The sequence below is a fragment of the Brevundimonas variabilis genome (assembly GCF_014199945.1).
GTDB lineage: Bacteria > Pseudomonadota > Alphaproteobacteria > Caulobacterales > Caulobacteraceae > Brevundimonas > Brevundimonas variabilis.
Genome location: NZ_JACHOR010000004.1, coordinates 49491 through 61363, shown reverse-complemented (window position 1 = coordinate 61363; position 11873 = coordinate 49491). Strand labels below are relative to the sequence as shown.

At 62.6% G+C, this 11873-nt stretch carries 10 protein-coding genes and 1 pseudogene; 5 read left to right on the top strand and 6 right to left on the bottom strand.

The window, feature by feature from the left end; translation table 11 throughout:
* Positions 1 to 22: 22 nt before the first annotated feature.
* Positions 23 to 2953: a DNA polymerase I gene (polA, locus tag GGR13_RS11655; protein WP_183213725.1), complete on the top strand. Its 2931-nt coding sequence runs from the start codon at positions 23 to 25 to the stop codon at positions 2951 to 2953.
* Between the two features lie 221 nt (positions 2954 to 3174).
* Here the strand turns inward: polA and GGR13_RS11650 are convergent, their stop codons facing one another.
* The 4 genes and pseudogenes from GGR13_RS11650 to GGR13_RS11635 all read right to left on the bottom strand — a co-directional run bounded on the left by GGR13_RS11650 (position 3175) and on the right by GGR13_RS11635 (position 8774).
* Positions 3175 to 5319 carry a calcium-binding protein gene (locus tag GGR13_RS11650; RefSeq protein ID WP_183213724.1) on the bottom strand — a complete coding sequence of 715 codons (2145 nt, stop codon included), beginning with the start codon at positions 5317 to 5319 and terminating at the stop codon, positions 3175 to 3177.
* Between the two features lie 699 nt (positions 5320 to 6018).
* Positions 6019 to 6330: pseudogene (locus tag GGR13_RS11645) on the bottom strand (glutathione S-transferase family protein); the annotation flags it as partial.
* Positions 6331 to 6831: 501 nt separating this feature from the next.
* Positions 6832 to 7530: an FtsZ-binding protein FzlA gene (fzlA, locus tag GGR13_RS11640; RefSeq protein ID WP_246347827.1), complete on the bottom strand. Its 699-nt coding sequence runs from the start codon at positions 7528 to 7530 to the stop codon at positions 6832 to 6834.
* Positions 7531 to 7583: 53 nt separating this feature from the next.
* The gene (locus tag GGR13_RS11635; RefSeq protein ID WP_183213722.1) at positions 7584 to 8774 is read right to left on the bottom strand and encodes an acyl-CoA dehydrogenase; all 1191 of its coding nucleotides are present in this window, start codon (positions 8772 to 8774) and stop codon (positions 7584 to 7586) included.
* Between the two features lie 139 nt (positions 8775 to 8913).
* On the opposite strand from GGR13_RS11635, the gene GGR13_RS11630 reads away from it, so the two are divergent.
* Both GGR13_RS11630 and GGR13_RS11625 read left to right on the top strand, forming a co-directional pair.
* Positions 8914 to 9180: a DUF6356 family protein gene (locus GGR13_RS11630; RefSeq protein WP_343060374.1), complete on the top strand. Its 267-nt coding sequence runs from the start codon at positions 8914 to 8916 to the stop codon at positions 9178 to 9180.
* Between the two features lie 186 nt (positions 9181 to 9366).
* Positions 9367 to 10005 (top strand): exopolysaccharide biosynthesis protein, encoded by a 639-nt coding sequence (locus GGR13_RS11625; protein WP_183213720.1) that lies wholly within the window; start codon positions 9367 to 9369, stop codon positions 10003 to 10005.
* A gap of 236 nt (positions 10006 to 10241) precedes the next feature.
* On the opposite strand, the gene flaF is transcribed toward GGR13_RS11625, so the two are convergent.
* Positions 10242 to 10619 (bottom strand): flagellar biosynthesis regulator FlaF, encoded by a 378-nt coding sequence (gene flaF, locus GGR13_RS11620; protein WP_183213719.1) that lies wholly within the window; start codon positions 10617 to 10619, stop codon positions 10242 to 10244.
* A complete protein-coding gene (gene flbT / locus GGR13_RS11615) occupies positions 10582 to 11004 on the bottom strand; it encodes a flagellar biosynthesis repressor FlbT (protein ID WP_183213718.1) in 423 nt (140 codons plus the stop codon). Before flbT ends, flaF begins: the two co-directional genes overlap by 38 nt.
* A gap of 175 nt (positions 11005 to 11179) precedes the next feature.
* On the opposite strand from flbT, the gene GGR13_RS11610 reads away from it, so the two are divergent.
* Together GGR13_RS11610 and GGR13_RS11605 are read left to right on the top strand one after the other, a co-directional pair.
* On the top strand, positions 11180 to 11629 hold the full coding sequence (locus GGR13_RS11610) for a hypothetical protein (RefSeq protein ID WP_183213717.1): 450 nt from the start codon (positions 11180 to 11182) through the stop codon (positions 11627 to 11629).
* Complete coding sequence (locus GGR13_RS11605) at positions 11626 to 11808, top strand: hypothetical protein (RefSeq protein ID WP_183214148.1); 183 nt, start codon at positions 11626 to 11628, stop codon at positions 11806 to 11808. Before GGR13_RS11610 ends, GGR13_RS11605 begins: the two co-directional genes overlap by 4 nt.
* The last annotated feature ends 65 nt before the right edge of the window (positions 11809 to 11873 follow it).

The following is an 11873-nucleotide window of genomic DNA, read 5'->3' as shown; positions in this document are numbered from 1 at the left end:
GACGAAGCCGGCGGACGCCCCTATGGTCGCGGCCATGTCCGACACGCCCCATGCCCCGCCCGCCACAGGCTCCGACGCAGCGCCCCTGCGGCTGTATCTGATCGATGCCTCGGCCTATATCTTCCGGGCCTATCACGCCCTGCCGCCGCTGACGCGCAAGTCCGATGGCCTGCCGGTCGGGGCGGTGCAGGGCTACTGCAATATGCTGTGGAAGCTGCTGAAGGACATGAAGGGCGCCGACGGGCCGACCCATCTGGCGGCCATCTTCGACCATTCGGAAAAGACGTTCCGCAACACTCTCTACGACCAGTACAAGGCCAACCGCTCGGCCCCGCCCGAGGACCTGGTCCCCCAGTTTCCGCTGGTGCGCGAGGCGACGGCGGCGTTCGGCGTCCATTGTGTCGAACTGCCCGGCTATGAGGCCGACGACCTGATCGCCACCTATGCCTGCAAGGCGCGGGACATGGGCGGCGAGGCGGTGATCGTGTCCTCGGACAAGGACCTGATGCAGCTGATCGGGCGCGGGGTCATCATGTACGACCCGATGAAGGACCGGCGTCTGGGCGAGGACGCGGTGATGGAGAAGTTCGGGGTCACCCCGGACAAGATGGTCGATCTGCAGGCCCTGATCGGCGACAGCGTCGACAATGTCCCCGGCGCCCCCGGCATCGGCCCCAAGACGGCGGCACAACTGCTGGACGAATACGGCGACCTCGACACCCTGCTGGCCCGCGCCGGCGAGATCAAACAGCCCAAGCGGCGCGAGACCCTGATCAATTTCGCCGACCAGATCCGCCTCAGCCGCGAGCTGGTGCGCCTGACCTGCGATGCCCCGGCCCCCGAGGCCATCGCCGATTTCGCCGTGCGCGATCCCGATCCGGCGACCCTGTCGGCGTTCCTTGAGCAGATGGAGTTCCGGTCTCTGGCGCGCCGTGTCGGGGATGGCAAACATCCCGACCACGACGGCCCGGCCCTGGCCCCGCGTCCGGTCTATATGAGCGCGCCCGTGGTCACGCCCCGCTATGGCGCGACCGCCGCCCCGGCCGAGCCGGTCGAGGCGCAGGGGTTCGACCATGCCGCCTATGTCTGCGTCCAGACCGAGGCGGACCTCGATGCCTGGATCGCGAAGGCCACGGCGGCAGGGGTCATCGGGTTCGATACCGAGACCGACGCCCTGTCGGCCACCCATGCCGGGCTGTGCGGGGTCTCGCTGGCCATCGGGCCCAATGAGGCCTGCTACATCCCCCTGACCCACGAGCACACGCCGATGGCGGGCGCGGGCGGGCTGGACTTCGGCGATGCGCCGGACACGCGCGAGCCCCTGGCCCAGATCGACAAGGCGACGGCGCTGGCGAAGCTCAAGCCGCTGCTGGAAGATCCCGGCGTCCTCAAGGTTCTCCAGAACGCCAAATACGACCTCGCCGTCATGGCCCGGCGCGGCATCCGGGTGCACCCGGTCGAGGACACCATGCTGATCAGCTATGTGCTGGAGGGCGGGCTGCACAGCCACGGCATGGACGAGCTGGCCCGACTGCACCTCGGCCACGAGCCCATCCCGTTCAAGACGGTGGCGGGCACCGGCAAGGCCCAGAAATCCTTCAAACATGTCGAGCTGGACCCGGCCACCCGCTATGCGGCCGAGGACGCGGACGTGACCCTGCGGCTGTACCGGATCCTCAGGCCCCGGCTGGCGGCGGAGGGGCTGCTGACGGTCTACGAAACCCTGGAACGCCCCCTGCCCTCGGTCCTGGCCGAGATGGAGACCGCCGGCATCCGCATCGACCCGGAACGCCTGCGCCGCCTGAGCCACGAGTTCGGCCTGCGCATGGTCGAGCTGGAGCAGACGGCCCACGAACAGGCCGGTCGCCCCTTCAACCTGGGCAGCCCCAAACAGCTGGGCGAGATCCTGTTCGGCGAGCTGAACCTGCCCGGCGGCAAGAAGACCGCCTCGGGCCAGTGGGCCACCGACGCCGCCATCCTGGACGAGCTGGGTCGCAACCCGGCGGTCGACCACCCCCTGCCCGCCACCCTGCTGGAATGGCGCCAGCTGGCCAAGCTGAAGGGCACCTATACCGACGCCCTGTCCGCCGCCGCCGACCCGGACACCCACCGCATCCACACCAGTTACCAGATGGCGGCCACCACCACGGGCCGGCTGTCCTCCAGCGACCCGAACCTGCAGAACATCCCCGTCCGCAACGACATCGGCCGCCAGATCCGCCAGGCCTTCGTCCCCTCGCCCGGCAACCTGCTGATCAGCGCCGACTACAGCCAGATCGAGCTGCGGCTGCTGGCCCATATCGGCGACATCCCCGAGCTGAAGCGCGCCTTCAAGGCCGGGCTCGACATCCATGCGGCCACGGCGTCCGAGATGTTCGGCGTGCCGGTCGAGGGCATGCCCGCCGAGACCCGCCGCCGCGCCAAGGCGATCAATTTCGGCATCGTCTATGGCATCAGCGCCTTTGGCCTGGCCAACCAGCTGAACATCGACCAGTCCGAGGCCGGGGCCTATATCAAGACCTATTTCGAACGCTTCCCCGGCATCCGCGCCTATATGGACGCCACCCGGGCCGAGGTGCGGGCGGCGGGCTATGTCTCGACCCTGTTCGGCCGCAAGATCCACATCCCGGCCATCCATTCCAAGTCGGGGGCCGAGCGCCAGTTCGGCGAGCGCGCCGCCATCAACGCCCCGATCCAGGGCGCCGCCGCCGACATCATCCGCCGCGCCATGATCCGCATGCCCGGCGCGTTGGAGGCCGCCGGCCTGTCACAGGTGAAGATGCTGCTGCAGGTCCACGACGAACTGGTGTTCGAGACACCGGAAGCCGACGCCGAAGCCGCCATGACCGTCATCCGCCAGGTCATGGAAACCGCCGACGAACCGGCGGTGAAGCTGAGCGTCCCTCTGGTGGTGGATGCCCGGGCGGCGACGAACTGGGACGAGGCGCATTAGGGGGGCGGGTGCAGCGTCAGGAGCAGACATTCGTATCTCACCGGAGAAGCATTCGCTTCTAAGGTGAAATCAGTCTGCTTTCTGTTCACGTTTCAGGTCCCGCTTTCGATATGTGGCGGACTTATTTGACTGTTCCCGGACACGGGAAACATCCTCTTGTCAAAGAAGGAAGGCAGCGAGACCTGCTCCGATTTCACCAGCTATTTTGAAACCGCTAACCGTCAATGCAGTAATTCCCAATGTTGCACAGCATTCATTGCTTGAAAACAGCCCTGGAATTCGTCAAATTGGAACTCGTTAATTGAAGGCTCAAGGTCCGCATACCATTCGTCGGTAGTTGTTTTTGCAGCGAGCACTGGCATGACTTGGGGTGCAGAAGTGTCCGAACCTGCTGCAAGTCCCAAAGCGTCCGCGTAGCTGGGCCCAAATGATTCCTGCCAATCCGATTCAGCCGTTCTGAAGGCTGAAGTGTCCCGCGCAGGGACGGGACCTCCCTGCAAATCGCTAAGTAATGGACCTAGCAGGTCGCTAACATCAAATGTACCGTCGGAGAAGTTCATCTCTAAGGGAACATAAGCCCACTGAAAGTTCTCGAGGGCCGTATTACCAAACTCATCTTCCAAAGTCGTTATACGCCCGACGTTGATCGTCGACCCGTCCGGAAGCTCGAGGAATACCTCGCGCTCTATGCAAATGTAGTAACCGTCCTGATCCTCCCAGCCAAAATAGTTTTCCACTCTCCCATAAGCGTCAGAAAAAAGGATCTGACACTGTCCGGAGGATACGTCAGTAAAATTTATGCCACTAATACCACCTAGACTTCCGCCTCTCAGCCCATCCATGATGTAATCATGTCCGCCCCCAAGGCCGAATTCAACGTATACACCAAGTGCGGTAGCAGATCCCTCAGCCCTTATCTCGATCGCATCGTTCCCGGCACCGCCAGAGACAACACACGTACCACTGGTCGTGTCGTAAGACACAATAAGCCGATCGCTTCCATCTCCCCCATCCAACCTGGTCGCGCCGCCCAGTGTCGTGAAGAGCAGGTCGGCTCCGGAACCGCCGTCGATTAGCGAGCCGCCAATGTTCACAGCGAGCACGTCAGACTGGGAGCTTCCGACCACGTTCGGTCGAAGGTTGTCGAAGTTCAAAATCCCACCGCCCATGCGGCTCTGCAAACTACCGTTGCCCTGGTCACTCAGAAGCAGATTGTAGCCCGTTCCACTCGATGACAGGTCCACGACATCAGCCGAACCTCCAGAGTTGAGAACACCGTCTATGCGAAGGTCTAGGTCAGCATTAAAGATACCCTCAAAGGAGAAGGTGTCGATTGTATCAGTTGCGGTGATTTCCTCGATCGAGATCAATGTGTCCTGGTTGCCATATCCATCGTTCGATACCGTAAAGGCTTGAACGCCTGAACTGCCAATCGGCGAGTTGGCCGCATTGAGCGCAATGGTGATTCCGGTAGGCGCAACGAATCCCGAGTCGACTATGGAGTAATCCACACGATCGCGCCCATCCCCTGGCGTAAGCGTTCCTGTTTCACCGCCATGAAGCACGTCATCTCCGATACCTCCATTCAGAACGTCGTCACCGAGCCCTCCGGACAACTCATCGTCACCTGTCCCACCGTAAAGAAAATCGTCGCCACCACCCGCTATGATGAAATCGTCGCCGCCGAAACCAAATAGCAGATCGCTTGAATTCGTCCGCTGACTCATATCTATGTAATTAGACGCTCCGTTACCCCTCCTGACGATTTCAACTGTAGCCCCGAAAGAATAGCTAACATTTGAGTGCTGAAGCCCCAGCGCGGCTAAATCGCTTCCCATGACCAAAGCATCATAAGACGGAAGAACTAGATTAGAAAAACCCAACTCCTGCATGATCTGATTCTGTGTTGGAAATATTCCTCCCGCATAATCGAAAGCGGCTGAGTTCAACTGCTGCTCTGTTGGACGTTCGATAGTGTCATTCGCACTCAATACGACGTGCAAAATCTCATGCAACATAAGTATTGTTTCCGTATCTGGAACGAGTGCGCCAAATTGATTGAATGTATAATACGCGCCTACGAATGAAAAATTGAACGTTGCATAAACTGGTTGCTGAGTAAAATTTGCTCGGCCTGGTTCAGTGGGACTTTCTCCGAGACGAATTCGCTGCCCTGTAGAAACAAATTTGTCTACGAGTAGACGGAAACTTACTGAAGCATTATATAAATTTTCTAAGTAAAGCAGTATGTCCGCTTGATCTGAACTCGAGAAGGACGAGACTGGCGCCTCCCGTATGGTCGCCCAGGCCCCGTTAGGTCCCACGCCCCAAAAATCGATGGATGATTGAACTTGTGACCAAGGCATGGAAATTTCCTATTCTAGATCGGATATGGTTATCTTTCTACGTGAAGATGGCTCTGCAACATAACTAAAGTAGTAGTCCCACCCGAGCCTGTAGACGCGTCGGCACATTCGGGCATCGTCATCAGGGAACGTGACGCAGATCTGATCGCGCAGAACGTAATAGCTTCCCCGTCGTCCGATTCGGTCGTTGCCACTGGAGTATCTACCGTCACGGTAAAAGCGTTCGGCTCCGCCTGACGTCAATGCGTCGCCTCGCTCATTGACCGTAAGTGCTGCTCGCCCTGAAAGGGCATGGACGATTTGGAGGCGGTCGAGCCTGACTTCTTGACTTGAGGCGCATAGAGCCGAAAGAGAAACTAAGCAGCCTATTATTGCAGACATTTGTATTCCCCTTGAACGAGAAGGGAACAGCAAAATCTCTTCTCGTCAAGCGTGCATTTTCTCTAGCCCGCCAATCTGGCCATTTAATGCCAAGCTCAACTGAGCTCAGCGCCATCGCTCACCAGCTTAGCGTGCGGACCGGAAAGACGTTTCTCTATCGCACGGTTGCGGAGACCTTCGCTAAGTGTGTTACGGCCATCAGTTGAGTGCACCACCGCTATCAGACGACGTCTGCCCCCGTTGACAGCGCTTGGCTATCGGATTTCCTGCTACTCGAGCTTCCGCGTCAATGCTGACCCCGCCTATCCCCACCCCATAAAAATCCAGATCCGCATAATGCGCCACCGGCGCCAGCCCCTGGAACCGGTCCGCCAGCAGGGGCCGGAAGCTCGGTCTCGATTTCAGCCGCATGTACCAGGTCTTGAGGCCCGGCCAGGCCTTCCAGGAGACCTCGCCGAAATAGTCCAGGATCGAGATGTGGGCGCCGGCGACGAGGTCGGCCTGGCTCATGCGGCGGCCGGTCAGCCAGTCGCGTTCGTTCAGCAGGGCCTCCATCATGGCCAGATGGCCCTTCAGCGCCTCGCGGCCTTCGAGCAGGGCCCGGGCCTCGGGCGGGCCGAGGCGCAGGAGTCAACCTGAAGGGGTCCGATGCTTACACGCTTGACGCGACGACGGTGTTGTGGCCTCTTCGCCTCCGGAGGGATCACCAATGTCTGGTTTGATAGGCTGCCTAGCGGCTCTTTCGGCTCTCTGCGCCCAAGGCCAGGAAGTGAGGCTCGACGGCCTTCAGATCGTCCATGCTCTCGCCGGGCGGTCAGCGTTGATGGTCAATGATCGCGGTGCCCCATTGACGTCAGGCGCGGCAGAACGCTTTTACCGGGACGGCAGGTACACCGATAATGGCGATCGCGTCCGAAGAAAGGGAAGCTATCACGTCTCTAATGACCAGATTTGCGTCACACGTTCCGGTGAAGACGCCCGTATGTGCCGATACCTTTACAAGACCGGGCCGGATTACTACTTCAAAGACGTCACAGGCTCGTCTTCCCTGACGAGATTAAACATAACTGACTTGGAATAGAAGTCTTTCAGGCGTTCAGCGCTGCTGCCGACCCCGCCTGTTGCACAGCCCTAAAAATCCAGATCCGCATAGTGCGCCACCGGTGCCAGCCCCTGGAAACGGTCCGCCAGCAGGGGCCTGAAGCTCGGTCTCGACTTCAGCCGCATGTACCAGGTCTTGAGGCCCGGCCAGGCCTTCCAGGAGACCTCGCCGAAATAGTCCAGGATCGAGATGTGGGCGCCGGCGACGAGGTCGGCCTGGCTCATGCGGCGGCCGGTCAGCCAGTCGCGTTCGTTCAGCAAAGCTTCCATCATGGCCAGATGGCCCTTCAGCGCGTCGCGGCCCTCGCGCAGGGCCCGGGCCTCGGGCGGGCCGAGCCGAAGCAACGGTTTCTCCATCCGCTCGTGCAGCAGGACGGCATTGACCTCATCCATGAAGCGGCGGTCGAACCAGCCGGTCAGGCGCCGGGCCTCGGCGCGCTCCGACAGGTCGGCGGGCAGCAGCAGCGGGGCTTTCTGGGCGTCTTCCAGCCAGCCGAGGATGGCCGGGGCCTCGCACAGGATCAGGGGCTTGCCCGTATCGGTGACGCGCAGGACGGGGGGCATGCCGGAGGGATTGAACTGGCCCAGGACGCAGTCGGGCTCCCACGGACGGACCAGGGTCTCGGTCCACTCCAGCCGCGCTTCGCCCAGCGCCAGCCGGGCCGCGCGCGAGCCGGGGTCGAAGGGGAAGTGGAACAATTCGAGGGCCGCCATCACGCCTGATTGCATCGGCCGGCGTTAAGACCGCGTTTACTGCGATGGCCGGAGCGGGGAGATTTCGCTCAGAAGGCGCTCTGGCCCGTGATGGCGCGACCCAGGATCAGGGCGTGGACGTCGTGGGCCCCCTCATAGGTGTTGACGGTCTCGAGGTTCATGGCGTGGCGCATGACGTGCATCTCGCCCGTGATCCCGGCGCCACCATGCATGTCGCGCGCCTCGCGGGCGACGGCCAGGGCCTTGCCGCAGTTGTTGCGCTTCATCATCGAGATGGCCTCCGGCACCCAGGCCCCGGTGTCGAGCAGGCGACCCAGGGCGAAGGCGCCCTCGAGGCCGAGGAAGATCTCGGTCTGCATGTCGGCCAGCTTCTTCTGGACCAGCTGGCGGCTGGACAGGGGGCGGCCGAACAGCATCCGCTCGCCGACATAGTCGCGCGTCAGGTGGAAACAGGCCTCGGCGGCGCCCATGGCTCCCCAGGCGATGCCGTAGCGGGCCTTGTTCAGGCAGGAGAAGGGCCCGCGCAGACCCTTGACGCCCGGCAGCAGATTGGCCTCGGGCACGAAGACGTCGTTCAGGCCGATGTCGCCGGTGATGGAGGCGCGCAGGCTCAGCTTGTCGCCGATCTTGCCCGTGGTGAAGCCGTCGAACGCACGCTCGACAATGAAGCCGCGGATGACGTCATCCAGCTTGGCCCAGACGATGGCCAGGTCGGCGATCGGGGAGTTGGTGATCCAGTATTTGCCGCCGTTCAGGCGATAGCCGCCCTCGACCGCAACGGCCCTGGTCTTCATCGAGGCCGGGTCGGAGCCGCCGTCGGCCTCGGTCAGGCCGAAACAGCCGACCAGCTCGCCCGCCGCCATCCGGGGCAGGAAGCGCATCTTCTGTTCCTCGGACCCGAAGGCATAGATCGGATACATGGCCAGCGACGACTGCACCGACATGGCCGAGCGATAGCCCGAATCGACGGCCTCGATCTCGCGCGCGATCAGGCCATAGGCGACGTGGCTGACGGCCGAGCCGCCGTACTGCTCGGGCAGCATGGCCCCCAGAAAGCCCATCTGGCCCATCTCGGTCATGATGGCGCGGTCGAAGGTCTCGTCCCGGAAGGCGGCCACGACGCGTGGCAGCAGGCTCTCGCGGGCATAGGTTTTCGCTGCGTCCTGGATGGCGCGCTCGTCCTCGGTCAGGCGGGACGTCAGGTCCAGCGGGTCGGCCCACTGGAAGGTCTTCTGAATCTGGGTTGCACCGTCGGCCATGAAGCGTCTCAATCCTGAAAGGCAGCGGGGTCTGTCGATCGGCGCGCGCGTGCACGCAGCCCCTGTTCTGTCGCGCGGTTTAGGGCAAAATGGCTGCGTCGGGTAGGGGCCCGCCCGACGCAGGTTCAGGATGGTCATTGTGCGCAGGACGTTAAGCCGGTTGTTCGCCGACCACCCTCGTGAGGTCAACGAGGGCTATTTCGAACATATGGCAGCGGCGTCACGCTTCGGGCTCCGTCTCAGCCGCCTGGCCGGGCTCGCCTTTCTGCATGCCGTGGTGCCCGGCGTGGCCAAGACCGCGGTGTCCGACGAGATCCAGCGCATGGCCCGCGAGATCGGCGGCCGCGCCGAGGATGCCCGCGACACCCGCATGCGCGAGGCCGGCGTCTGGGACCCGGGTCTCTAGGCGCGGGTTCGGGCCTTTCAGGTGCCAGGCCCTGGCCTTGATGAAACCGTCGCAGGCGTGGTGCATGGATGCCGCAGGCTGCGGCTCACGATTTCGTGAGGTCGTGGCGCGCCAGCCATAGCGCCCCCGTACCGGCATCCCTAAGTGCTCACCCTGACGCCCGCATCTCTGGACCTGTTCGCCTGAATGACCCTCCCCGCGATCATCGCCGACGATGAAATGCGGACGCTGACCGATGTCATCGAAAGCCTGGGCTATGGCGACAACCCGCAACTGAGCGTCGCCGAACTGGTCGAGGCCTTCGGCGAGCGGGCGTTCGGGGCCCTGATCCTGATCCTGGCGCTGATGTCGCTGTTCCCGTGGCCTCCGGGCGGCAAGGCCGTGTTCAGCGCCCCCATCATCCTGCTGTCGGTGGAACTGGCGGTACAGCGCGACACGGTCTGGCTGCCGCGCTGGCTGCTGAAGGCCTCGGTCAGCCGCGCCATCTATCGCCAGGCCAGCCAGAAGGTGATCAAGCCGATCCGCTGGGTCGAACGGCTGTCGAAGCCTCGCCTGCCGATGCTGACGGGCGAGGTCGCCGATGTGATCACCGGCCTCGTCTGCGTCCTGCTGGCCATCATGCTGGCCCTGCCGGTGCCGCTGGGCGACATGCTGCCGGCCCTGACCCTGGTCATCTTCGGCCTGGCCATGACCCAGCGCGACGGCCTGGCCGTCATCGCCGGCGCGATCGGTACCGTGATCTGCGGCGTCTATCTGGTGCTGGTGTGGGCCGCCGTCGTGGCCGTGGGTGAACGGATCTACGGCTGGCTGACTGGCCTGTTCTGACCACAAAAAAGAGCCGCCGGGTTGCCCCGACGGCTCTTCATTGTCTGACCGCGAACGGTCGACCGGTAGCTTCAGCCTGAAAGGATCAGGCCCGGACCTCGCCAGAGGACCAGCAGACGGTCACCGTACGGGTTGGGGACAATGAGATCACTGGATCACCTCCTTTCGCTGTTGAACAGGGACGTTGAAGGTAGTCATGCGTCGCGGGTTTCGCCAAGGGCCAATATCGCGTCGGGTCAGGCCGCCTGCTGGCCCCCGCCATCGGCACCACCGGCCGCAAGGCCCTGCATGATGGACCGGTTGATGTCGATCAGCGTCGAGAAGTCGTCCTCGCCTCGCATCACGGCCGAGGAATGGCGGCTCACGAACAGGCTGATCGAGATGATCTGGGCGCGCAGGGGTGCGTTCAGGCCGTTGCCCGGTTCGCTGCAGTCGGACGCCAGGGTCGACCAGAGCCGCCTGTTCCAGTCCAGGGCATCGATGCGCGTCGCAAGGTCGGACTTGTCGACCGACTGCGCATGCATCAGCGCCCGGGTGACCTGGCCGAACAGGCGGTACTCGAGGTCCCGCGGCGATTCACTCCGCGTCGTCGCCTGTCTGTACGCCTGATACATTGCCCAGCCTCTGCTCTTCGTAGTCGACGATCTTTCGCGCTGACATCAGCGCCTTGTAGTATTCCCGGCTCATCACGTATTTCGACATCGCGACGCATTCCGTCAGGATGGCCGGATTGCTGATGGCCCCCATGAACTCGGTCAGTCGCAGCGCGAACTCGTCATAGACCTTCGAGGCCGCGGCCTCGTCGAGGTACATCATCATGACGGGGAAATAGATGCGCTTTGCGGGTGAGGTGACCTCGTCCAGCTGCATGATGTCCTTTTCGCGCAGGACGGACGCCTTGTTCTGAAGGATCAACACGCCGCGGCGGTCGCCATTCTGGACGACGGCTCCGTTGAGAACGAATTTCTCTCCGGGCTTCAACGACAGCTTCAAGGGCATGGGGCGCGTTCTCCGTATTGGCCCGCCGCCTCCGTTGCGCGGAGCCCAGCCAGAACAACCTAGACCGGGAGCGGTTAACGGGGACTTGTAATGCGCTTCGGGGATTTCGCGTAGTCCCCATGCGGAACAGCTTCTGACCGGACGACGTTGAGGGTTCTGAACCGAGGACGAGCCCATGCCAGACATCGAAATCCCCGACGAACAGGACCAGTCGGAAGTCTTCGACGAAACCCATGTCGACGACGAGGGCGACGGCGACATCCTGCCGGACGAGGCCGAACTGGTGTTCGACGTGACCCAGGCCGCCGGCGATGCCGACGAAGAAGACTTCGACGAGGACGACCTGGATCTCGAGGAAAATCTCGGATCCGCCGGGATCGAGGCCGAGGCGGACGCCCTGCTGGGAATCGATGGCGAACGGCTGAACAAGATCGATGGCGAGAGCGATGGCTTGCGCGGGCCCGACGAGGTCGAACTGGTCTATTCCGGATTGATGGAAGACGCCCGTGGTGCCCAGGCGAGTGCCGCCCACTGGGAGGCCAAGACCCTTTCAGACGACGATATCGAGGACCTCGGTTACGGCCCGGACGGCGACGCCAAGTCCGCTGATGGAGACAAGGCATGACCGAACGCGATCGCGATGACGACGTCCATACGCCTCACGCCGTGCCGGCCACCGATCCCGATCCCGATGGCGCTTCCGTGAAGGAAAAGGGCGAGGACCATCAGGAAGATCTGCTCGACCAGGGTCTGGAGGAAACCTTTCCGGCCAGCGATCCGGTCTCGGTAAAGCGCACGACCTGACCGGAAAGCGGCCACCGGGAATTTTCCCTTAACCCGATTTAACTTGGCCCTCATCCCTGTCGGCG